Raw genomic sequence first — 23,357 nt, 5'->3', positions numbered from 1 at the left:
CCGGAACGAGATTCGGGGAACACCGCATGAAACGCATCATCATCGCCTTGGCCGTGATCGTCGTACTGGCGGCAGGTGGCGGCATCGCCCTGAGTCTGAACACGAGCAACGGCGGGGCGGTCCTCACCGCAAGCGGGGACGGGCACGAGGTGTCGCGCGCGGACGTGGAGGAGAACGCCAAGGGCCACCCCTTCCGCGACGAGAAGCCGGATTCGGTGAGCTGCCCGGGCGGACTGCGGGCGAAGGAGGCGGCGAGCGTGCAGTGCACCGCCGTTTACAAGGGCCGGCCGAAGTCGATGACGATTTCCGTCACCGAGGTGAAGGATGACCAGGTGACGGTCGACTTCGCCATCCTCGACAAGAGCCCGAAGGGCGAGGCGGGCGAGAAGAAGTAACGGCCCGTCGGTCACAGAGCTGGGGCAGCGGGCGACAGGCGGCAGGACGCGGCGGCCGGCTCATCCGCCGCGGACCGCACCGCGGCGCGCTGCCTCGAAAGCCGGATGGCCCGGAGGTATGACACCTCCGGGCCATCCGGGCTTTCCAGGTGCTCCTGCGGCGCCCAGGGATCTACGGCGTCCCGAGGGCTCGGACGAGGTGGGGCAGGGCCCGGCGGGCCAAGGGGGTGGGGTCGGCGTCGGCGATCGTGTGGGTGACGCGCATGGCGGTGAGGCCCTCGTAGAGCGCCACGACCAGGCGGGCGAGGGCGGTGGCGGACACGTCGGGGGCGTGCCCGGAGGATGCGAGGCAGCGGCCCAGGATCTCGGCCAGGCCGGTGTTGAGGCGCTCTTCATGGTCGGCGAGGGTCCGCGCGATGTCCGGGTGGCGCGCCGCGTGCAGCGTGAATTCCATGGAGACCAGGAACCAGGAGCGCTCCTGCGCGTCGTGCGTGGCCAGGAGGTCGAAGACGCGCGCCACCGGGTCGGCGTCGTCCGCGAAGGTCTCGACCTGGTCACGTAGTTGGGACAGGAGCCGGTCGGTGTGCGTGTCGTACAGGGCCAGGAAGAGTTCTTCCTTGTCCCGGAAGTTCGAGTAGAAGGCGCCTCGGGTCAGTCCGGCCTGCTGGACGATGTCACTGATCGACGTGGCGTGGAAGCCGCGCTCGGCGAAGAGCGCGAGCGCGCTGTCGGTGAGTGCGGCGACCGTGGCCGGCCGGCGTTTGGTGGGTGACTTGGGCACGTACCGCTCCCTGCAGGTGATGGTTCCTCCCGAAGGGTACGTGCCCGCCCGTTCCGGGCCTGCCGTCAGCCCTGCCGCTGGTAGTCGTCGTAGAAGCCGGCACCGGTCTTGACGCCGAGGCGGTTGGCGTCCACGTACTTCCGCAGCAGCTCACGGGGGCCTTCGGGCAGCCCGGGGCGTTCGGCGGCGTAGTGGTTCTCGATGTCCAGGACGACGTCCAGGCCGATGGCGTCCATCAGGCGGAACGGTCCGGCCGCGGCGCCCGTGTTGACCTGCCACATGCGGTCGATGTCCGCCGGGGTGGAGACGCCTTCGGCGACCACCGCGAGGCTTTCCCGCTTCATGGCGGCCCAGACACGGTTGAAGATGAAGCCGGTGCTCTCCCGGCGGGCCTCGAACGGGTGAATGCCGTAGTCGGGCAGCACCTTCAGCAGCAGCGCGATGGCGGCGGGATCGGTGCGGCCGCAAGACATCACGTCGGCGGCGTTCTGCCGGGGCGGCATGTAGAAGTGCAGGTTCAGCAGGCGCTCGGGGGTGCGCACGCTGTCGACGAGGTGGCTCGTCGCGTAGGACGAGGAATTGCTGGCCAGGACGGCGTCCGGCTCGGCGAGCGCGTCCAGGTCGGCGAAGATGCGCCGCTTCAGGTCCAGGCGCTCCGGTACGGCCTCGATGACCAGCCAGGCGTCCGCGAGGGCGGGTGCCAGGTCGGTCACGGCCTCGACGGTGCCGGGACGGCCGCCGTCGATCGTCTTCACCACCTCGGGCAGTTCGCGGGCCACATAGGCGCGGGCCGCTTCGCCCGCTTCGGCGGCGGGGTCGTAGATCCGGACCAGGCCGCCCCGGGTGGCGAACATCAAGGCGATACGGCGGCCGAGCGTGCCCGCGCCGATGACGGCGACCGGCCGGTCCTGGTGGCGGGCGGGAGGGGTGAAGCTCATGACTGCTCCTGTCTCGTGGCCCCGGCGCGCGAGAGCGGCGGGGCCGGACGCGGGTGGATGCACCACCCAACTTCTCGATACAGTGTGTATCCGATACACCGTGTATGCAACTGAGAGGGCGCCCGCCGCGCCCTCACGAAGGAGCACCCGATGCGCGCCGACCAGGTGACCGCCGCCGTGACCACCCCCCTGACCGTCCCGCTCTACCCCCCGCGCCCCACCCGCTTCACCGACCGCGAGTACTTCAACGTCGTCTACCGCACCGACCCGGACGCCCTGCGCGCAGTGGTCCCGGAACCGCTGGAGATCATCGAGCCCCTCGTGCGCTTCGAGGTCATGCGCATGGGCGAGGTGGACGGCTACGGGCCGTACACGGAGTGCGGTCAGGTCATCCCGGTACGTCACGGAGCCGAGCAGGGCGAGTACCTGCACGCCATGTACCTGGACTCCTTCGGCGCCACAGCCGCCGGCCGCGAACTGAGCGCCTACCCGAAGGTCGCGGGCGAGCCCGCACTGCGGCACGAGCGCGGCGCCCTCGTCGGAACCCTCGACTACGGCAGCGAGCGCGTCGCCACCGCCACCATGGCCTACAAGTGGCAGCCGCTCGACCCGGAGGAGGCCCGCAGCCAGATCACCGTGCCCACCTTCGCCGTCAAGACGGTCCCGGGCTACGACTTCCGGCCCCGCGTCTGCGACCTGGTCCGTATGCAGATCACCGACGTCACCGTGAAGGAAGCCTGGCACGGCCCGGCCCGTCTCCAGCTCTTCGAGCACGTCATGGCGCCCCTGGCCGATCTGCCCGTACGCGAGGTCGTCGACGCCAGCCACATCCTGACCGACCTCACCCTCGCCCCCGCCGAGCCGGTCCACGACTACCTCGCCGCCTGACCGCCGGTCGGTCCCCTCGGGCCGTTGGCGCGATTCCACCCGCGCCCCACCCGTGTCGTTGACCAGCCGGGCCTTCCGCCGGTTGGCTCACTCTGGCCGACCGGGCGGGGCCCAGGGGGACGCCTGCCCGGCCAGGCCCGACCCCAGGGGAGGACTGATGCAGGTGAGACGGACGCATGCGGGACGGCCGGACGTAAGACGGATGCTCGTGAAGCGAACGTCTGGCGGCGCGAGAAGACGGCGGCAAGCGCGCCGGAGCTGCGCGTTCGTGGCTGCCGCCCTGCTGTCCGGGCTCGTCCCACCGGCTCAGGCCGCCCCGCAGGGGGACGACATCGTCCACGTGGACCTCGGCCTCGGCGGCGCCCAGCCCGACAACTGGTCGCAAGCCCGCGGGGTGAGCGCGGACGGCCGGTACGCCCTCTTCACCTCCATGGCGTCCAACCTGGTGCCGGGCGACACCAACCGCCTGTACGACATCTTCGTGCGGGACCTGCTCACCGGGCTCACCGAGCGGGTCAGCGTCGCCGACGACGGATCGCAGGTGGACGGGTCCACGAGTCAGGCGGCCATCAGTGCCGACGGCCGGTACGTGGCGTTCAGCACCGATGCACCCGGCGTCGTGCCGGGGCAGCCTGCGGACGGCGGCTGGAAGATCTTCGTACGGGACCGCCGGACCGGACACACCGAGCTGGTCACCACCGCCGGGAGCGCCGAGAGCCCGGCCATCAGCGGGGACGGCCGGTATGTGGCGTACACTGCGAACCGGCGCGACATCCACGTCACCGACCGCCGGCAGGGCACCACCCGGCTGGTCACGGCCGGCGCGGACGGCCGCCCGGCCGACCAGGCGTCCGCCGACCCGGTGATCAGCGCGGACGGCACCACCATCGGCTTCCGCTCCAAGGCCACCAACCTCCTCCCCCGCGGCCAGGCCCCTGCCGTACGACCGCGCAAGGCAGACACCGCACCGCCGACGGAGCCAGGCACTTCACCGGTCCCCGCCGCCTCCGTCTCCAAGCCCCCTCCCGCGCGCCACACCTTCCCGTTCTTCACGTACGACGCGCGCACCGGCCGCATCCAGGGTGCCTCCCTCGACCTCAACGGGGCACTGCGCGACGCGCACCCGTACGCGACCCTGAGCCCCGGCGGACGGTACGCCCTGTTCAGGGCCTTCGAGTCCAACGGCCCCGACGTGGACGGCTCGCACGTCGAGCTCTACGTCCGCGACCTCCAACAGGGGACGACCACGAAAGCCGGCCCTCCCCTGCCAGGCACCCAGACGGTCCACGACGCGTACCGCGGCACCGTGACGGCCGACAGCCGCTGGCTGTACTTCGCCTCGGGCGCCGACAACCTGGTCCCCGGCGACACCAACCAGGCCGTCGACATCTTCCGACGGGAACTGCGGACCGGCCACATCGAACGCATCAGCATGACCGGAGGCGGCACAGACATCTCCTGGACGCCGAATAGCCTCTCCGTGGACGGGCTGGGCACCACCGCGGTCTTCGACGGAGGCGGCAAGGTCTATGCCCGACGGCTTCCGGCGGTCTGACGGTGCGTACTCCCGCTCATGCACGAAGCCGGCAACCGGAACCCCCGCACGACAGCGGGGAGGACGCGCGCACGCTCCAATCGCTGGGCTACACCCAGCAGTTGCAGCGTCGTCTGGGCGCGTTCGGGAATTTCTCCGCGTCCCTGTCGGTCATTTCCATCATGTCGGGGACCTTGCTGCTGTTCGGCTACGGCCTGAACTCCGGCGGTCCCGCCGTGATCATGTGGGGATGGCTCGCTGTCGGGCCGCTGGTGCTGTGCCTGGCGGCGGCCCTGGCGGAGATCACCTCTCGCTACCCCACCAGCGGTGGTCTGTACTACATGGCGCGCCAGCTCGGCGGCGAGCGGTGGAGCTGGTACACCGGCTGGCTCAACCTCCTGGGCCTGCTGGGCGGGATCGCCGCCCAGGACTACGGCATCGCGACATTCACCGCCGCCTGGGCCAACCTGCAGTTCGGTTACGCGCCGGCCCCGGGTTCCCTGCTGATCCTGTACGCGGTCGTCCTCGCGCTGCACGCGATCCTGAACCTTTTCGGCACTCGGCTGATGAATGTCCTGACGTCCCTGAGTGCCTGGTGGCACCTGGTGGGGGCCGTGGTCATCATCGGCGCTCTGACCTTTCTCCCTTCTCACCACCAGTCCGCCGGGTTCGTGTTCTCCGAATTCACCAACAACACCGGCTGGAGTTCCCCCGTCTACGTGATCCTGCTGGGCATGCTGCTCCCGGTGTTCGCCTTGGCCGGCTACGACACCTCGGCGCACCTGAGCGAGGAGACCAGCCGGGCCGCTGTCGCCGCGGCCCGTGGGATCGTCCGCTCGGTGGCGGTGTCCTGGCTGGCCGGCGGCGTCCTGCTGGCCGCGTTGCTGTTCGCCGTGCAGGACTACGCCACGACTCTGGCCGGGCCGACCGGCGTACCGGTCGCCCAGATCTTGCTGGACGCCCTCGGGGTGGCCGTGGCCAAGGTGCTGCTGTTGGTGATCATCGTGGCGCAGTTCCTGTGCGGCTACGCCGTGACCGCCTCCGCCAGCCGCATGATCTACGCCTTCGCCCGGGACGGTGCCCTGCCGGGTTCGGCGCGGTGGCAGCAGGTCAGTCGGCGTACGGCCGTCCCGTCCCATGCCGTCTGGCTCGCGGTCGGTGCCGCCTTCGTACTCGCGCTGCCGTCCTTGTACTCCGCCACGGCGTTCTCGGCGGTGACCGCGATCTCCGTCGTGGGCTTCACGCCGGCGTACGCCATCCCGGTACTGCTACGGCTGCGCCACCGCGACCGGTTCACCCCGGGGCCCTGGCACTTGGGCCGCTGGAGCCGGCCGGTCGGCTGGGTGGCGGTGGTGTGGGCCGGCGCGGCCACGGTGCTGTTCCTGTTGCCGCAGACCAGCCCGGTCACCGGCACGAGCTTCAACTACACCCCCGTCGCCGTGGCGGTGGCCCTCGTCATGGCTGCCCTGTGGTGGCGCGTCGGGCGCCGGTCGTACCACGTACCCCATTCCGACTCCCCCGCCGAAACCGACCAGTTCGGCGGCAGTGGCCGATGATCCCACGCCGTCCAGCCTCCGTGTCGTCGTGCCGTCGCGTCGCCAGTAGAGTCCCCTCTGACCGACCGGCACCGGAGTCGTCCACCACCTGCTCAGGTGCCTGCATGAACTCGACGCATCAGGGGGTACGGTGACCGACCATCTCACGGAGTCCGTCGAATCGGCGCGCCAGCTCACCGTGGTCTGGCGCTCCATGGTGCTCGACCGCGACGCGCATGCGGACGTACGTGATCTCCCGGGGATCGCCGTCCGTTGGGCGGATTGCCCCTTCGCATTCTGGAACTGCGTCACCCTGACCGATGTGGGCGTGGACGCGGAGGCTCTCGGACACCGTCTGGGCCAGGCAGCGGACATCATGCGTACGAAGAAGTACCCGGGCTTCCTGTGGCTCTTCGAGGACCTTCTCGACGGCGAGGCCCGTTCCGCGATGGACACGGCGGCTGAGCAGGCGGGGCTGCAGTACGCCTTCCCCGGTACGGGCATGGCCGGGGACCTGCTTCCCATACCGGAACCGGCCCACCCCGAGCTGACGTTCACGCGCGTGCGCACCGAGGAGCAGGTGCGGGCTTACGCGGACATCAACTCCCGCGCTTACGGCTTCCCCTTGGAGGCGGGCCGCGACGGCCTCGCCGGATCCGCGCTCTGGAAGAACGACGTGTACGCCTACCTGGGCATGCGAGGTGACGTGCCGGTCGCGTGCGCCGCCACGGTCGAAGCGGAGGGCCGCCTGTTCGTCGTTCTCGTCGCCACCGACCCGCAGTGGCAGCGCAGGGGTTACGGCGAGGCGGTCACCCGCAAGGCGCTGTACGAAGGCGCCCGGGCCACCGGCCTGACCCGCGCTGTTCTGCACGCGACCGCCGCCGGGGCCCCGGTGTATCCGCGTATCGGTTTCCAGCCGAACTCGCCGATTCGCTTCTACGGCCTGAAGGACTGAGCCGACAGGGCGGAACACGGGGCGAGGTGGTCACGCAGCGGGTCCGTCGTCGCTCGTGAGCGAAGCCAGCAGTGCCTGTGCCTCCCTGGTGCGCTCGCCGGTGGCGAGCGCCCGCTCGAACCAGTAGTGGGCCTCGTCCGGCAGCCCCTCCCCCTCGGCGATCCGGCCGAAGACGAGGAGGAGGCCGGTCGGCAGGCTTGCTGCGTGGAACGACGGCTCGGGTGGGTCGTCACCGGCAGGTGAGCGTGCCTGGCCTGGGGACAGGGTGGGCTCTACGGGGGCTGCGGCCGGAGGTACTACGCCGGCGGGCTCCGGCCCTGTGATCCCTGGCGGCGGACCGGTACCCAGGGACGGGACGGGCGTGGCCCCGACCTCGTCGAGTGCCTGGCGGGCGCGGCTGCGAGCCTCGGGGTCGTCCGACGCCGCTGCTTGGGTGAGCCAGTCATGTGCCTGGTCGGTGTGTCCGTCGAGCATGGCCAGTTGCCCGAGGATGACCAGACCCTGGGGCCGGTGGACGGAGTCGTCCGAGCGGGCCAGCGGGAGGAGGGTGTCCCGGGCCTCCGCGAGGTGCCCCAGCCTGGCCAGGGCACTGCCGAGGTAGCGGCGGGTGAGCGGTTCGATCGCTGGGGTGCCGGTGGCCAGCGCCTCCGTCAGGGCCGTCCTGGCCCCGTCGAGGTCGCCTTCCGCTAGCTGGGCCACGCCGAGCAGCGCGAGGGCCTTCGGGACGGTGTCCGGCACTTCCAGGCCGAGTGCCGTGTTCAGGTACTCCTGGGCGGCCGTGGTGTCGCCCACCTCGATCAGGTACTCGCCGTAGCTCAGCAGTGCCACCGCCGCGGCGCCCGGGTGGTCGAAGTCCGTCTCGTCGAGCCGTTCCAGTGCCTCGTCCACGTGGCCTTGCTGGAGCAGGATCGCGCCCAGGTGGGCGCGGGCGAGTGGGATCACCGAGACGGCGACCTCGCTGGTGGAGTCCAGCAGCGCTTCGAAGAGCGCGGTCGCCTCCTCCGTGCGGCCTTCGTCCACCGCCAGCTTGCCCAACTGCACCCGGCAGAGGTCCGCGGCCGTGTCGGAGTCGGACGTCACGAGCCGCTCCAGCAGCGGACGTCCCTCCGCCGCACGCCCTGGCTGCTGCACCAGCAGGATGCCCAGGAATGCCTCGGCGACCTCCGCCAGTGCCGAGCCGGACGTGGATTCCGCCCTGAACAGGGCCTCCGAGCGGGCCAGTTCGCTCCGGTCCGCCAGCATCATCGCCAGGTCCAGCCGGGCGACGGCCGACCAGTGCGGGTGCGCGGCATCGATGGCACGCCGATACGCGGCCTCGGCTTCCGCCCAGTCACCCCGTGCGGCCAGTACGTCCCCGAGCAGGTCCGCGGCGCGCGGTGCCAGATCGGGCTCCCGGGACGCCGCGACCTCGGCGAGCAGGTCCTGGTCCCGCCGGTCACCGAGCCGGTTGAACATCACGGCGAGGTCGAATCCGGCCATGGGTGACCAGAGCGGGTGTTGGCTGTCGATCGCCGTACGGTATGCGGCCTCTGCCTGTGCCCAGTTCTCCTGCGCCGCTTCCAGGTCCCCGAGGAGATCGGCGGCGCGCGGCGACTGTTCCGGGTGACCGGCCCCCGCCATCTCGCTCAGCGCGGTACGGGCCCGCTCGTACTGCCCTGCCTGGCACCAGTACAGACCTTGGTCCGTACGGGCGAGCAGCGGCCAGTCGGAGTCGGCGGAGTCGACCACCGGCTGCAGTTCCTCGGCAGCGGCCGCGTAGTCCCCGCGTGCCGCGTGCACCGTGCTGAGCAGGCACCGTGCCCGCAGCACCTGTTCCGGGTTGGTGAAGCCGACGGCGCGCCGCAGGATCTCGGTCGCCTCGTCGTACCGCTCCGTCAGACAGAACAGCCAGGCAAGGGTCACCTGCGCGTGTTCGGCGGCGAAGACGTGCCGCGAGGCCGCCGCGGCGTCCAGGAGTTCACGGGCTTCTTCCAGCTCGCCCCGCTGAATGTGCAGGCCCCCCAGGTTCGCCTGGGCCAGCGGCACCACCATCGGGTTTCCGGACCGCAGGGCCGAGTGGAGCAGTTCGTCGGCCTGTTCCAGTTCGCCTTCGCCCACCAGGGCCGCGCTCAGGTTGAGCTGGGCCAGTGGCACCGCCGAGGAGATGGCGGACTGCCGTACGGCCCGTGGCAGGTTCAGCGGGCCCGCAGTGCCGAAGCGGGAGGGCGGTTCCGGAGAGGCGGGCCCGGACGGCTCCCGTTTGACCGTGGTGGCCGCTCCGGTCATCTCGCCGCGCTGCACGATCAGGCCGCCGAAGCCGATCTGGACCAGCGGCACGACCTGTGAGTCCCCGGACCGCAGGGCCGTTTCGAGGAGTTCCCTGGCCCGGTCGGTCGCGCCCTGCCCGAGCAGCAGTCCGCCGAGACTTGCCTGCGCCAGGGGCACTGCGAGCGGGTCACCGGAGGCGATCACCGTCTCCAGCACCGCGCACGCGGCGTCCAGGTCGCCGGAGAGCTGCAGTACGGCGGCCAGGTCGACCTGGGCGAAGGACACGACGTCCGGTGAATCGCAGTCGGTCGCTCGTTCCAACAGGCTTTTGGCTCTGGCCAAGTCACTGCGGTACATCGCCAGTTCGCCGAGCATCAGGGCCGCCCAGGCGACGACGTCGCGGTCCGTGGCCTCGGCGAGGGCGCGCTCCAGTGCGCTCTGGGCCGCCTCACCCTCTTCCCGGGTGAACGCGGCGAAGGCGACACCGAGCAGTTGGTCGGCGGGGGTGCCGCGGACCGCCCAGTCCCAGGCGAAGCGAGGGACGCGGGCGGTGTCCGGGTCGTCGCGACTGTCCAGGTACCCGGGCAGGTAGGCGAACGCCTCATAACGGCGGCCGTCGGCCTCGCCGCCCGGCCCCGGTGCACCCGTCCGGCTGTACTCGGTCAGCAGCGCGATGCTGCCCGCCACCGGCTCGGTCGCCCAGGCGATCCCGGAGTGCAGGGCGGCGTCGGTGGCGGCGCGGTGGCTCGGCCCGGCCTCCAGGTAGTGCGTGAAGAGCCCCGCCAGCGCCGCACCGGTGAGTTCCCCCTCGCAGCCCATACGGTGCCAGTCCGCCGCGGCCAGGACCACCGCCCACCCCTCGGGACAGCCGGCGCGGCCGCCGTTGAAGCGCGCTTCCACCAGAGGCGCGGCGACCATCAGCTCGCCGATCCCGCGGTCGGTGAAGTCCTCGTCCGGGTACAGGCGACGGGCGTCCGCGAGATCCTCCTGACGGAGCAGCCGCGGCAGCACGACCGGCTGCGGCGCTCTGTCCAGCACCCTCCGGGCCGCGCGGTTCACCTCACCCTTGGGGGTGAGGATGCGGCCCAGCCACTCGGAGGTGATGGTGGCGACCACCAGGACCGAGGGCCGCATGGACCGGTAGGCGTCGAGCACCTTGGTATCCATGCCGCCGGGCCGGAGATATTCGTCGATGTCGTCCAGCCACAGCACCGCGCCGTCGCCTCCGGTAGGCAGCGGCAGAGCGGCGATACCGCCAGGGGCCGAGGGGGCAGGTCCGGGCACGATGAGGCGTGTGCCGTGCGGCAGTACGCGGCGCAGGCTCTCGACAAGAGTGCGGGACTTCCCGGCCTTGGCGTCCCCCGCCAGCAGGACGAACGGCCTGGTGCGCAGCGCCTCGTCCAGTGCTCGGTCCTCCTGGAGCCGGGGAACGTAGGGCGGGTCCGGGTGGTCCTGGAGGTCCTTGGACGAGGTGACGCCCATGTCGTAGATGCGGACGTCGTGCAGCCTGGGCAGTTCGCCCGCGGCGTCCAGTGGCAGGGCGAGCAGCTCTTCGAGTGCGGCCCGCTGTGCCTCGCTGACCGGGTCGCGGACGAGGTCGCGCAGTGGCGGCCAGTACCTGGCCAGGGTCTCGACCGGGATCGCGTACGACGTCCGCGTGTCCTGGCCCTGCGACGGCCTGTCCCGGGTGGTGACGATGCCGATCACGCCCCCCAGGGTGCGGTCCCACACCGGGGAGCCGGAGAAGCCGGGGGCGAGGGCGTGGCCGAGGGCGGACTCCGACTCCAGCCCGATCCACTCGTGTTCCGCGGCGCCGCGGACGGTTCCGTAGGCCGGGACGCCGCCGGTTTCGTGGTTCTGGGGATAGCCGTACACGTGGAAGCCGTGGCCGGCCGTGCCGTTCTGGGTGCTGATCAGGGGTGCGGGGGCGGCCGACGGTGGCAACGGGCCCCGCAGTTCGAGCACGGCCAGGTCGCCCCGGCGCCCCTTGGCGTCCTGCGGGTGCCAGCCCCCGGCCACCACAGCCGCAGGTATCGGATCGTGCGGCCCGGCCCACTGGAACCGCACGGACACGGGGGTGTCGGGCGGCTCGGCCCGGTCTGCGGCCGCGGCGGCAACATGGGCGCAGGTGAGTACGTGCCGGTCGGTGACCAGTACGCCGGCGCCACTGGGCGGCCGGCCTTCGGCACGGGCGACGGTCACCAGCCACGCTGCCCGTTCCCAGTGGGAGGACACCGCGGGCTGCCTAGCCGGTCGGAGCGGCGGGCTCGTCCCCGCGCCAGCCCAGCCGTACGGTGAAGTGCCCCTCGGCGGAGGTCTTGGCGACGACCACCCCGGCCTCGGCGTTCAGTTTGATGCCGAACCCGACCTCGTACTCGTCGGGCGCCAGGCGACGGAGCCAGTCCAGTACCGCGTCGATCGTGGGCCGGGCTCCGGTGAGCATCTCGTCGAGGCTCCGGGCCGCTTCCAGGATGCCGTTGTCGCCGCGCGCCACGTTCTCCAGGCCGGGCGAGGCGCTGTCGACCTCGACGAGCATGTCCTCGCCACCCGCCGTCCTGAACCGCACCAGATCACTCATGTGCCGCCCCCCCCATTGACCAGCCCGGCCCGACCGAAGTGCGCTTCGAGTCTAGTCCCGCTCTCCGGGGCCGAGTCCGCGACGACGTCATTTTTCCGGTGGACGGACGGGCGTCCGCCGGGAGGGCTACTCTGGGGCGTGCGGAGTGCGCACGGGTGTGGTGGGCGCGGGCGGGTGGTGGCCGTGTTCGTGGGTATCGATGTCGCGGCGGGTGTCGCCGTGACCGGCGCGGCGGACGGTGTCCGGCCGCCGGAGCCCTTCGTCTCCGGGCCCGGGGCATATCTGCGGGGTCTCACGGAGCCGGTGGACGGTCTGGTACTCGCCGTGCCGGAGCAGTGGTTCGACACGCCCGGAGCGGCCCGCCGGGAGGCACTGTACGGCGAACTCGCCGGGGACCTGGGGATGCCACTGCGCCAGTTCGTACCCAGAGCGGTGGCGGCCGCTGCCTCACTGGATCAGTCCTCCGGGAGGCACCTGGTGTGCCGGCTGGAGGCGGACGGAGTCGTAGCTGCCGTGTGTGGTGTGCGCTGGCAGTCCGTGACGCTGTCGTCCGGTGTCGAGTGGCGGACGGTGGGCGCCGGGTCGCCCGTCACGTCGCCGCGAGAGCCGGAGAATCCGCAGGAGGCCAGGCGTGCCGCGCTGTTGCTGTCCCGGGCGCGGGTACAGGCCCGGTACCGGGCGGCGCCGCTGTGGCTGCCGCAGGAGATGACGGCCGGAGCCGTACTGGACGCCTTCGCACCCGTCGAACAGGCCCTGCGGTCGGCGCTCTCCCCGATCCTGGCCGGGCCGACAGCCTCGGAGGGCGTATCGCAGATCCTTCTCGGCGGCGGCCTTCGCCGGCATCCGCTCGCCGGGTCCGCCGTCCAGGAGGCCGCGACCGGCGCGCCGGTCCGTGTGCTGGAGGAGCACGCGGCCGCGCTGGGAGCGCTGCGCGTCGCGCGCGGTTCCGTCCAGGCTCCCGAGACGGCCCGCCACCGGCTGAGTCTGCGCGTCCACCGCGTCCATCAGGGCCTGCTCACCGAGGCAGACCTTCCGCTGGCTCTTCCTGGCGGGCCTGTTGCCCTGGCCGTACGGGAGTCCGGCGAGGAGGCTTCAAGCACGTCCGTACGAGACGACGCTCACGACGTGACCGTAGACGTGCCCGACGGGCACCGCCCCGACGTCCGGATCCGGCTGGGCGACACGGAGATCCGCGTGCCCTGTCCTGCTCTGCGCCCGGGACGGTACCGCCTGGGCCTGCACTCGGCGGGGAGCGGGCCCGGTGTGCTGGCCTTGCGTCCGAAGGACGGCGGGGAGACGGTACTACTGCCGCTGAACGGCCCGGCCGGAGCGAGGACGGGGGACACGGGATGAACGACGGGACGAGAGGGCGCGTCACCGAGGCGGCGGCGCGCGGCACGGACCAGGACGCATTGCACGCTCTGCGCTGGTCGCTGGAGTGGGCGGCGCAGGCCGTCGCCCGGCTGGCCGCTGAGGCGCCGGAGGACGTGACCACCGAAGCGGTCTTCCTGCTGGACGATGCCATCGGCTCGGTGTCCGGGCTCGCCGGGGCGGTGCCGTCGTTGCTGCGGGCGGCTCGCCCCGGCCCGGACGTGGAGTCCTACCTTCGGGAACGACAACAGGAACTCACCGAACTGGGCGCACAAATACGTGAGTTGCGCCACCAGCGTGACGAGTTGGCCGGGGCCCGGAGCGACCTCGACGCACGCCTGGCGGAGTTGGCGGACCTCCGGGCCCAGGTCGCCGAGGTCCGCCGCCTGGAACGGCTGGTGGAGGCCCTGGAAGACGTACGGGAGCAGCGCGATGTGCTCGACGCCCGCCTGACGCTGCTGCGCGAACACGCCGACGGCACCGAGGAAGCCGTCCGGCTGGGCAGCGGTGAGCTGCTGCGACTGTCCGAGGAGCGGCTGACGCGGCTGGCCACGCCGGTGCGCCAGGCACTGGAGCGAGCCGCCGAAGCGCAACACGATCTCGCCGAGGCCGAGAGCGAGCTGGCCGGTGCGGAGGAAGCCGCGACCGAGGCCGAGCAGCGGAGGGACCAGGTGCGCGCCGAGCGCGAACGGCTGGCGCAGCTCGCCACCTGGGCCCAGGTCAACCACCGCATCGTCGAGTCGCTGGCCGAGTCCGCGCAGCCGGGAAGCGGTGACGACGCACTGGACCGGATCGCGGGTGCCCTCGGCACCGTCGAGAGCAGGCTCGGCGAACTGGACGCAGCCCTGGCACGCGCCGTGGACACCCGCGACCAGGAGATCTCCGCAAGCCGGTCCCTCGTCGCCTGGAGCGACGAAGGGCCGGCCACCCCTTCCTCACGCTGATCCGCGGGCCCTCGCCGTCGGATCAGGAGATGAACAACTCCGCGTCACGTGCGAGAACTTCGAGATCCGCAGCGATACTCTTACTGATCTCGCTGACCAGCCGCTGGCCACCGTCCTCGATGAACTGTGCGCTGAACGCGGCAGCGAGCTGCGCCTCCTGTGCCTCGGCTCCCTGCCGCAGCTTCGACACCAGCCGGTTCTCTCCGCCGAACTTGCGCAGCATCACCGGGATGTTCGCCTGCCGGGCCTTCGCCATGGCGGCCTCTCGCCCCTCGTTGATCCCGATGTAGAGCACGACGGCGGCGATGATGACGGCGAACGGCCCGGTCGTCGCGATGATCGCGGTACCGGCGCCGAACAGGGTCATGGCGACGACGCCGGCCACCACCACGTTCACCACCTTGGCGATGTTGTCGAGCACCTCGGTCGCCGCCTCCGAGTCGAACGGTACCGTCAGCTCCCCGCCGCTGACCTGCACCGAGGGAAGCTCCATCGCGGACGGCGGAATGTGCCACCGGTGACAGATGGGGCGGGTCAGCTCCTCGATCTCCGGCCGCAGTTCGTTCTGCCATGCGATGTTCGCCTCGGTCAGCCGCGTATTGTCCGACGCGGCCAGCTCGGCCTGCAGCGCCCGGGATATCCCTTCCGCCATGGCGTCGAGGGTGGCGATCTCGCCGTTGCGCCAGCGGCGGAACGCGGGAATGACATGGCGTTCGGTGATGCCTTCGGCGACCGCTGCACCCAGCCGTTCGCCCAGTGCCGGCAGCCTGTCCTGCACCAGCGAACCGACCCGGTCCCCCTTGATGAGTTTGCGGACGTCGGCCCGGAACCCGGCGGCATGCAGGCCCATCCGGCCCGCCAGGGTCAGGCCGCGGGCGATGGCGAGTTCGGGCTCCAGGCCGAGCAGCACCCGGTCCGCGCCGAATGCCTCCCGCGCCTCCTCCTGCACGAAGTGCATACGGGAGGCTCCGCCGGTGAGCACCACCAGCTCCGGATCCCGCCCGAGGCGGCCGGCCGCCTCGTGGAGCGCGTCCCGGAATGCCTGGCGCCACGGGCGGTTACCGAGGGAGGGCTGGGGTGTGTCCAGGACCGCTTCCATCTCGGCGGCCGTCAGCTCGACCTCGAAGTAGGCGTTCCCGGCCCGGGTGACCACTTTACGAGTGCCGCCGACCGTGGCCTCGGGATCGTCCACGAACCGGCTCGGATCGGTACGGAAGAAGGTCTCCTTTGCCTCGCGGCACAGCAGCTCCAGCCGCAGCCGTTCGAAGCGCGAGTCCTGGAGCGTCTCGCGGAGCGCGTCGGCCATCGGGTGCCTGCTGAGCTGGCGTTCCAGGATGGTGCGGTCGATCAGTCCGGCACCCAGTTGCACCCCGGCGTCGATGGGCGGGCCGGGCTGGTAACCGAGGACGCCGGTGAAGTCGGTGGTCAACGAGCCGATGTCGGCGATGAGCACACAGCCGCCCAACTGGTCGCGGTCGATCTGCACCTCGCCCGAGTCCCGGGCGTACAGCATGGCGGCCCGCGATTCCCGCACCACCTCCACATCCGTCAGCCCGGCCTGCGTGAGCAACTCACCGTACACGCCGATCAGTTCGTCGCCCCAGCCCGAAGGCGCTCCGAACACCCAGCGGACCGGGCGGGCCCCGCTCAGGTCGTGGTCCCGCTCCCGGGCGTCCCGGCCCACCTTCTCCACGAAGAGACGGATGGGGATACGGACCTCGTCGCGTTCGATCTCGGGCGACTTGAACGCCAGGTACAGCGAGGTCACACCGCGCGCTTCGGTGGCCTCGCGCCCCACCAGCACCCCGCGACCGGGGTGCTCGGCGACCGCGGTCACATGCTGGCGGCCCGCGCCGGTGGACCCGATGTCCAGGACCACCGGCGGTGCGGTCTTGTCGGTGTACGTCTTGGCGAGTGCGGACTCGCCGTGCCCGAGGTCGAATCCGACGATCACTGTGCTGCCGGACGTCTTAGCCATTGTGGTGCTCCTTGCCCCCGTTGTTCTTGCTGTCGTGGTCGGCCGCGGGCGCCTTCTCGTCGGTGGTCTCCGCATGCGGAGCCGACGGGGCCGGTGCGGGCTGCGGTTCTCCGGAGCCGGTGGTGTGCGGTACGTCGGGGCCGACCTGCGCGGAAGGCGCCGGAGGTGCCGCGACAGACATGGTCGCCTCGCCCCGGCACAGTGTCCGGCCGCCCTTCAGCACCAGCGCCGGCTGCACCGTGCGGCAGTCACCGGCTGCCGGGCCGCCGCCCGGTTGCCTGTCCAGGGTGAACAGTCGTTCGTTGGTGCCGTCGAAGTCCACCACGTCGATGTCGTGACGCAGCGACAGTTCCTGACGCAGCCCGGCGATCCGGCGCAACGCCAACTCACCGTCGTTCTCGCTGTGCGCGGCCATCAGGTCGCGGAGCAGGTTGACGAGTTCGCCGTCCTCGTGCCAGGCGATCGGCACCTTCTCCGGCGGGGGCGGCTCCGCTTCGGCGAGCAGGCGGTCGGCCGACTCCAGCGCGGCGTGCAACTGTTCGAGCAGCGAGGCGGTGTGGGCCACCGGTCGCCGCACGCGCAGCAGTTCCTCCTCGCGTTCCCGCTCCCGGCGCCGGTCTTCCTCCTCGCTGCCGAATCCGGTCAGTAACGCGTGGAACGGTGACCGGCGCGGCGGCGAGGGCCGGGGCTGCGGGAGCGCCGGTGCCCGTACGGCGGCCAAGGTACCGACGACTGCCGCCCGGACCAGTTCCACCGCGGCGGCGGCCTGCCGCCGTTCGCTCGCGCCCAGCTCGGGATGCGTTTCCGCGTCGCGCGCCAGCCGGGTCAGCGCGGCGCGGATCGCGTGCGTCGCCTGTTCGGTGGCGGGCTGGTCGTCGAGGGTCAGCTCCAGTTGGGTGCGTGCCGACTGGAACGCCGCACCGAGATATCCCTCGCTCATGGTCCCCCCTTGTCGCTGTCGGTTCGGTGGATGCCCGCGAGGGGCCAGGTGCGGACCAGGCCGCCGGCGCCCGCGCCGATCAGCCGGCCGTCCGGGGTGAAGGCCAGACCGCGTACGCGGTCCGGGTGGGTCCCCACCGTCCGGGCCGTCCCGTCCCGCTCCCGGACCCGGACGGTGCCCGTGTCGTCCGCCGTGGCCAGTACTCCCCCGGGGCCGAAGGCGACCTGGCGCACGGGGCCGGTGTGTCCGCCCAACTCGGCCTCCGCGGTCCGCGCGGCCCCCAGGGTGAAGATTCGTGCCACGCCGTCGGCGCAGCCGAGTGCCACCAGCCGGTCCGCGCGGTCCAGTGCCAGGCAGGCGACCTCGTGTTCCGCTGTGAGGCGTCCGGTGCGCGCACCGTTCCTGCCGTCCCACAGGCTCGCCCCGTCGGAGCCCGCGACGATCACGACGCGACCGTCCCCGGTGACCTCCAGCGCGGTGGCGGAGGCCCAGCCCACCCGGGCGAGCACGTCACCGGCGGATCCGGCCGCGCCCAGCACGGTCCGCTGCACGCAGGCGTCGTCGCCGAGGCTGAACACCACGCCGCCCCGCTGCCGCAGCGCGTTGACCCAACCGTCGTGCCAGGCGAGCACCCGGACCCTGCCGGAGGCGGCGAACGACCAGAGCCGCACCGCTCCGTCCTGGCCGCCCGTCACGACGGACAGGCCGTCCTCGGTGAGGTCGGCGCAGGTGACCCTTCGGTCGTGGAGCTTCCGGGAGGCGAGTGGCGCACGCTGCCACAGCTTCCAGACGGTGACGGAACCGTCCTGGCCACCACCCACGAGGAGTACGTCGTCCGAGTCGGGTGCGCCGCGGCAGACAGCGGTGGTGAACCCGCCCGCATGCCGGAGCGGGCCGGGCTCCGGGCGTTCCGGCGGCAGGTACAGCGTCCGGGCCTGCGGGAACCGCCGGGTGAGCCTGGCCAGCAGGCGCTCCGGCACCGCCCAGCCGCGCAGTCGGCTGGCCAGCACGTCCACCGTCGCGGGGAGGGCTGCGGGCTCCCGTGCCTCGGATGCGCTGGTGGTACGGTCGCCGACTCCGCCTGCCAGGCAGAACAGCGTCTCGTCCGCACTGCCAGGCAACCCCGGCAGCAGCTCGGCCCAGGGCCATTCGATGGCCTCCGCCTGCTCGGCGCCGTTCCGGACCGTGACGGCCCGCAGTCCCCGGGGGCCGAGCTCGATGACGACGCCGTCGGGCAGCAGCTCGGGGAGGTCCGTCACCGTAAGCTCGTCGGCCAGCTCGGCCAGCACCTGGTCGCGCTCGGCGGACCGTGGCGGGCCACCGCACAGCAGCGCTCCCAACCGTTTCAGCCGCTCGGGATCGCCGCGACCGGGATAGCCCGCCGCCCGCGCCGCGGCCGTCAGGTCCAGCCGGCGGCGCGCGCTGGCGAGCCGTTCGTCGAAAGCACGCCGGATCTCCGACGTGAGGGCACCGAGTACTACGGGACCTTCAAGGGTCCAGCGGCAGTTCGTGCACTCCGATCGACCTTCGGAAGTCGCAAGACACACCGGGCAGCAGAACTCCGACTCCTCGGTCGCATGCCTGGCGGCGGCCTTTTCACCAGTCACCATCGGGCACGTCCTCCGGCACGAACTCCAGTGGCCGCCCGGCCGGTGTGTCCGCGCTGATGCGACGCGCCATGCGGGCCTCCATCCGTTCCAGCAGCACCCGTACGGTCCTGGCGTTGGCGAAGTGCTCGGGGTGGGCGCGGCGCTGCCTGTCCAGCCATCTCCGTACCCTCGGCACGGTGGCGTCCGGCAGCACATAGGGCGGCTCGTGGTCGTGGGCCATCCGGCGTAGGATCTCCACGAGTTCGGTGCCCGAGTAGTCCGGAAAGGCCACGCGTTCGGCGAAGCGGAAGCGCAGGCCCGGGTTGGCCGCCAGGAACGTCTCCATCGGAGCGGGATAGCCGGCGGCCACGACGACCAGTCGGCCGCGCAGGTCCTCCATCTCGCGGGTCAGGGTGTCCAGCGCCTCCTTGCCGTAGTCCGTTCCGGCCTCGCTGCCACGCGACAGGCTGTACGCCTCGTCGATGAACAGCACGCCGTCCACCGCCGACCGCACCGCTTCCTTGGTCTTCAGCGCCGTCTGGCCGACGTAGCCCGCGACGAGTTCGGGCCGGGTCACCTCGACCACGTGCCCGCGCAGCAGCAGGCCGAGGGAGCGGAGCAGCTTGCCGAGCAGTCGGGCCACGGTGGTCTTGCCGGTGCCGGGCGGGCCCACGAACAGCAGATGGGGCGGCGGGAACGGCTCGCCGCCGTGCGACTGGCGTAGCCGCAGCCGGTACACGAGGTCGCGGATCATCTCCTTGACCGGTTCGAGCCCCACCAACGCGTCCAGTTCGGCAAGGAGTTCGTCGACCGGCGGTACCGGACCCCTGATGTGTGCCCGGTAGCGTTCCGGAAGGTCTTCGGCTTCCAGTGGTTCACTCACCACCGCGCGGACGCGCTGCGCCCAGGCGTCCTTGAGTTCGTCGGCGAGGTCGCGCATGGCGCGGGCGTTGCCGAACTGCCGGTCCCGCGTGGCGTGCAGGCCCCGCGTCACCTCGCCCAGCAGCTCTTCGAGTGCCGGTGTCCAGCTCAGCCCGAGGGCGCGCAGCCGGCCGAGGAGGATGGCGTGCAGTTCCGTCGGTTCGTAGTCGGGGAAATGAATGACGTTGGCGACGGGTATGCGGCTGCGCAAGCCGACGTTGGCGGAGAGGAATTCCTCGACCTTGTCCGGGTAGCCGGCCGCGATCAGCACGAATCTGCCGCGGTCGTTCTCCATGCGCGTGAGCAGGGTGTCGATGGCCTCGGAGCCGAAACCGCCGCGCCCCGGCTCGGTCAGCCGGTAGATCTCGTCGATCAGCAGCACCCCGTCGAGGGCCCGGTCCACGGTCCGGTCGGTACGGATCGCCGTGCCGCCGACCACGCCCGCCACCAGGTCGGGGACCTCCGCCTCCACCAGGTGGCCGCGGCGCAGCAGACCGAGGTCCCGGTAGATCTCGCCCACCAGCCGGGCGACCGTGGTCTTGCCGGTGCCGGGGTTGCCGGTGAACACCAGGTGGGGAGAGCCCGTCTCGACCTCGCGGCCGAGGCCCTGGGCGCGCAGTGCGGCGTCCGCGGCCGCCCGCCAGCGCAGCCGCTGCAGATGCTCCTTGACGGTCCCGAGGCCCACCATGGCCTCAATGCGTTCGGTGACGCTCCGGTCGTCCTGGGGACTGCCGCCCGCCCACTGGCGCCGCCGCAGTTCGGCGACGTCGAGCGACCGCTTCTCCCGGGCCAGCAGACGCAGCCGGGCCCGCCAGTTCCTGGCCCGCTCGGGAGCGGCAGCCATGGTCCGGACGACCAGCGGCAGGTCGTTCCACTCCTCGACCCGCAGCCCTTCCCGCAGGCGCACGTCGTGGACCAGGCGCTCCAGCTCTTCCGCCGACGGCAGGCCGATCGCGGCGGTGGCGCCGCCTCCGGACCGGACGCGCTGGTCGGCGAGGTAGGTCTCCAGGCGCGGGACGCGGCGCAGTTCGCGGACGAACTCCCCCACGTCGTCGAGCGTGTCGCGGCGGAACAGCAGGACACACAGGTTGCGGTCCCCGGCGTGCTCCACCCACTCCGCCAGTGCGCCCGCGAGCGTACGGCCGGCCTGCTCGTAGCGCAGCGACTCCTCGGCGTGCGTGAAGACCACCGCCGTACGGTGCTCGGCCTGTCTCATGAGGTGGTCGAGGAGCATGACCCGGTGCTGATCGGTGAGCGTCGGTACGGGGGGCTCGCCCGGCAGGGGGCCGGCCGCCGCGGAGTCGGCCGCCGCGCCGCCCCCCAGGATGCGCCGGCCCAGCGGACCGGAGAACTCGGCTCGCATCAGGTTGCCCCCTCCCCGGTTCGCGGCCGGGCGGCGGCGTCGCGTGAGGTCGCGGGAGCGCTGGTCGCGGAAGTACACGGGGCGCGACAGGGACGAGTACACGATGCGCGTGAATCCTGCGTCGTGCAGGGTGTCCCACAACAGTTCCTCGATGCCGCGCACACCGTGGTCCCGGCAGACGAAGATGTCGTCGACACCCTGGCCATGCACGACCAGCAAGGCATCGCCGGTCGGCAGCCGGAACCCGTCCAGCCGCTCGACGAGGGGGCGGCTCATCCGGGTTCGGCTTCCGTGGCAGCCTGGGGCAGGGCCCGCGGCTCAGTGTGCGACAGGGTTGGCGGCTCACTCTCCGGCAAGGCTCGCGGCTCACTGCCCGACAGGGCCTTCGGCTCGCTCAGAGCGGTGAAATCGGCGTACTTGGGGTCCGGCGTCCCCGCCTCCTCCTGGGGCACCGCGGCCGGAAAACCCTGCCCCCGTAGCGCGCGCATCAGCCCGGCTCCCCGTTCCTCCAGTTCGGTACGGGCAGCCGTGTCGTGGTCGTAGGACAGCACGCGCAGGACGGACGCACCCGAGTCGGGGCCGGCGGGGGCGACCTCCACGACGATCGCGTTGCGGTTGCCGTGCACGAGCCGGGCGAAGAAGGCGTCCCGCTGGTCCCCGCCCAGGTAGGTGGTCGCGTCGAGTTCGTACGCCGTCATGCTCTCCAGGGTCCGTACGACCGTCTCGGCGAGGTTGACCCGCTGCTGGGAGGCGAGCTGCCGTCCGCCCGCCCGCTCGACGAGACGGGTGAGACGCTCCTGGAGTGCGGGCGCCCGGTGTTCGAGGAGTTCCCGCAGTTCGTCGGCGGACAGCGGCCGCTCGTCGTCCTCGATGCGGAGCTGAAGCTCCTCGGTCTCCTGGCGCAGGGCGGTGAATTCGCCGTGCGTCCAGTAGTCGACGTCGAGGTCGTACCCGTCGAGCACCTCACCGTGTTCGTCGCGCACGTTCTGCATGGCACTGTCCTCGATCAGCAGGTGGACCAGGAGCAGCTCGCCGCGTGCCTGGGCGCGCAGCACCTCCCGCTCCCGCTCGCGATGCTCCAACTCCAGCCGCAGTTCGCTGAGTTCTTGGTACGCAGCCTGCGCGGTGGCCAGCGCAGCGTCGAACCGGCCCTGGGTGATGTTGTCCCCGGCCCGGTCGAGTGTCGCCTCCAGGCTCCGCAGCCGCCCGGGCGCATACCGTTCGTGCGGCAGCGTGCCGAGGATCAGGCCGTGCATGGCGCGCGCGTCGGAGAGGGCGGCGCGGGCGACAACCGCGGCGTGCTCCCGGTCCTGCACCAGTTCACCCAGCTCCGTATTGATGCGCCGGATGTCCGCACGCCGCTGTTCCCGCTCGGCCGCGATCTCGCTCCGTAACCTGCTTTGCTGCTCGTCGAGTTGCCGGCGCATGTCGCCACGCAGCTCTTCCGCGGTGGCCCGCAGGTCCTCCGCCATCCGCCGCGCCTGCGCCCGCAGCCGCTGCTGGGTCTCCGTCTCCAGCCGACGGGTCTGTTCGCTCAGCCCTTCGACCACCTGTTCCACCGAGCGCTGGCGGTCCTCCATGACGCCGAAGACCCGCTCCAGATCGTCGTGTGTCTGCCGGCGTATCTCCCGGATCATCGACGGGACCTTACGGAGAACGTCCTTCTGGCGTGAAGCCTCCCGCTGGATGCGGAACCACTCGGACTCGTCCACCTGGATGCGTTTCCTGCCACTCATGCTCTTCCCCCGATATGTGACGTCCGTACCTGGTCGACCGCCGAGTCGAACGCGGCGAGCAGGAGCGGCGGCGGCACGCCGATCAGCAGGGCCGCGGGCCCGTCGACGGCGATCTCCGCACTGCGGTCACGGCCCCTGAAGTCGTACCCGCAGTCCGCGAGACGGTCGGTGAGGTGATGCACACGCTGGTTGCTGCTGCCGCGCAGTCCCCGGCCGTCGTCCAGCTCGGCGACGTACCGGCCGTCGATGAGGACGTCGACCAGCCCCAGCAGATCCCGCACGCCGGGCCCCGGCGGCCGCTCCCGCAGGCCCTCCAAGCGGTGACCGGTGAAACAGACAACGCTGACCTCCCGCACCTCGCGGGCCGCACGCGCCAGTTCGGCGAGCCCCGCGGCCTGCTGCATCGGCTCACCGCCGGAGAAGGTCAGACCGTCGACGGCGGGGTCCGCGAGGAGTTCGGCAGCCAGCCCGGCCGGCTGGACCGCGCGGGCGGGCACGTCCGGTAACCAGTCCGGGGACATACAGCCCCGGCAGCGGAACGGACACCCCTGCACCCAGACCACCGAGCGCCACCCCGGCCCCAGCGCGCCGGTGCCCACCCATGTCGCCGCAACGTTGAGTCCCGCCATAGCGTCCCCCGACCCGTGCCCGGACCGACGTATTC

17 protein-coding genes are annotated in these 23,357 nt (G+C 71.7%); 7 read left to right on the top strand and 10 right to left on the bottom strand.

What is annotated here, in order from left to right; genetic code table 11:
- Positions 1–26 precede the first annotated feature (26 nt).
- On the top strand, positions 27–395 hold the full coding sequence (locus EJG53_RS40155) for a DUF4333 domain-containing protein (RefSeq protein WP_125049015.1): 369 nt from the start codon (positions 27–29) through the stop codon (positions 393–395).
- Between the two features lie 172 nt (positions 396–567).
- Here the strand turns inward: EJG53_RS40155 and EJG53_RS40150 are convergent, their stop codons facing one another.
- Positions 568–1,176, bottom strand: coding sequence for a TetR/AcrR family transcriptional regulator (locus EJG53_RS40150; protein WP_125049014.1), 609 nt, complete (start codon positions 1,174–1,176; stop codon positions 568–570).
- A gap of 65 nt (positions 1,177–1,241) precedes the next feature.
- Entirely contained in the window at positions 1,242–2,114 is an 873-nt protein-coding gene (locus EJG53_RS40145; protein WP_125049013.1) for a 3-hydroxyacyl-CoA dehydrogenase family protein, read from the bottom strand.
- 150 nt (positions 2,115–2,264) lie between these two features.
- Here EJG53_RS40145 and EJG53_RS40140 point away from each other — a divergent pair, with 150 nt between their 5' ends.
- From EJG53_RS40140 to EJG53_RS40125, 4 genes are all read left to right on the top strand, one after another.
- Positions 2,265–3,002 (top strand): acetoacetate decarboxylase, encoded by a 738-nt coding sequence (locus EJG53_RS40140; protein ID WP_125049012.1) that lies wholly within the window; start codon positions 2,265–2,267, stop codon positions 3,000–3,002.
- A 268-nt stretch (positions 3,003–3,270) separates the two neighbouring features.
- Positions 3,271–4,557: a TolB family protein gene (locus tag EJG53_RS40135; RefSeq protein WP_167515256.1), complete on the top strand. Its 1,287-nt coding sequence runs from the start codon at positions 3,271–3,273 to the stop codon at positions 4,555–4,557.
- Between the two features lie 2 nt (positions 4,558–4,559).
- Positions 4,560–6,092, top strand: coding sequence for an amino acid permease (locus tag EJG53_RS40130; RefSeq protein WP_125049010.1), 1,533 nt, complete (start codon positions 4,560–4,562; stop codon positions 6,090–6,092).
- A 193-nt stretch (positions 6,093–6,285) separates the two neighbouring features.
- Entirely contained in the window at positions 6,286–7,026 is a 741-nt protein-coding gene (locus tag EJG53_RS40125) for a GNAT family N-acetyltransferase (RefSeq protein WP_125049912.1), read from the top strand.
- A 30-nt stretch (positions 7,027–7,056) separates the two neighbouring features.
- Here the strand turns inward: EJG53_RS40125 and EJG53_RS40120 are convergent, their stop codons facing one another.
- Together EJG53_RS40120 and EJG53_RS40115 are read right to left on the bottom strand one after the other, a co-directional pair.
- Complete coding sequence (locus EJG53_RS40120; protein ID WP_125049009.1) at positions 7,057–11,508, bottom strand: tetratricopeptide repeat protein; 4,452 nt, start codon at positions 11,506–11,508, stop codon at positions 7,057–7,059.
- A 10-nt stretch (positions 11,509–11,518) separates the two neighbouring features.
- Entirely contained in the window at positions 11,519–11,851 is a 333-nt protein-coding gene (locus tag EJG53_RS40115) for a CU044_2847 family protein (RefSeq protein ID WP_125049008.1), read from the bottom strand.
- A 189-nt stretch (positions 11,852–12,040) separates the two neighbouring features.
- On the opposite strand from EJG53_RS40115, the gene EJG53_RS40110 reads away from it, so the two are divergent.
- Both EJG53_RS40110 and EJG53_RS40855 read left to right on the top strand, forming a co-directional pair.
- Positions 12,041–13,204, top strand: coding sequence for a hypothetical protein (locus tag EJG53_RS40110; protein WP_125049007.1), 1,164 nt, complete (start codon positions 12,041–12,043; stop codon positions 13,202–13,204).
- Positions 13,201–14,166 (top strand): coiled-coil domain-containing protein, encoded by a 966-nt coding sequence (locus EJG53_RS40855; RefSeq protein WP_154806433.1) that lies wholly within the window; start codon positions 13,201–13,203, stop codon positions 14,164–14,166. The genes EJG53_RS40110 and EJG53_RS40855 overlap by 4 nt, the downstream gene beginning before the upstream one ends.
- On the opposite strand, the gene EJG53_RS44080 is transcribed toward EJG53_RS40855, so the two are convergent.
- The 6 genes from EJG53_RS44080 to EJG53_RS40075 all read right to left on the bottom strand — a co-directional run bounded on the left by EJG53_RS44080 (position 14,158) and on the right by EJG53_RS40075 (position 23,322).
- The gene (locus EJG53_RS44080; RefSeq protein ID WP_359132122.1) at positions 14,158–14,277 is read right to left on the bottom strand and encodes a DinB/UmuC family translesion DNA polymerase; all 120 of its coding nucleotides are present in this window, start codon (positions 14,275–14,277) and stop codon (positions 14,158–14,160) included. The genes EJG53_RS40855 and EJG53_RS44080 overlap by 9 nt on opposite strands.
- A gap of 1,859 nt (positions 14,278–16,136) precedes the next feature.
- Positions 16,137–17,084, bottom strand: a complete 948-nt coding sequence (locus EJG53_RS40095; protein WP_125049005.1) for a hypothetical protein — start codon at positions 17,082–17,084, stop codon at positions 16,137–16,139.
- The gene (locus EJG53_RS40090) at positions 17,081–18,694 is read right to left on the bottom strand and encodes a WD40 repeat domain-containing protein (protein ID WP_125049004.1); all 1,614 of its coding nucleotides are present in this window, start codon (positions 18,692–18,694) and stop codon (positions 17,081–17,083) included. The genes EJG53_RS40095 and EJG53_RS40090 overlap by 4 nt, the downstream gene beginning before the upstream one ends.
- Positions 18,681–21,233, bottom strand: a complete 2,553-nt coding sequence (locus tag EJG53_RS40085) for an AAA family ATPase (RefSeq protein WP_125049003.1) — start codon at positions 21,231–21,233, stop codon at positions 18,681–18,683. The genes EJG53_RS40090 and EJG53_RS40085 overlap by 14 nt, the downstream gene beginning before the upstream one ends.
- Positions 21,230–22,693 carry a coiled-coil domain-containing protein gene (locus tag EJG53_RS40080; RefSeq protein ID WP_125049002.1) on the bottom strand — a complete coding sequence of 488 codons (1,464 nt, stop codon included), beginning with the start codon at positions 22,691–22,693 and terminating at the stop codon, positions 21,230–21,232. Before EJG53_RS40080 ends, EJG53_RS40085 begins: the two co-directional genes overlap by 4 nt.
- Complete coding sequence (locus tag EJG53_RS40075) at positions 22,690–23,322, bottom strand: 4Fe-4S single cluster domain-containing protein (RefSeq protein WP_125049001.1); 633 nt, start codon at positions 23,320–23,322, stop codon at positions 22,690–22,692. Before EJG53_RS40075 ends, EJG53_RS40080 begins: the two co-directional genes overlap by 4 nt.
- Positions 23,323–23,357 lie beyond the last annotated feature (35 nt).

It is taken from the genome of Streptomyces chrestomyceticus JCM 4735, from assembly GCF_003865135.1.
GTDB lineage: Bacteria > Actinomycetota > Actinomycetes > Streptomycetales > Streptomycetaceae > Streptomyces > Streptomyces chrestomyceticus.
The sequence above is the reverse complement of the archived record's forward strand: the minus strand, read 5'-3'. Positions and strand labels throughout refer to the sequence as shown.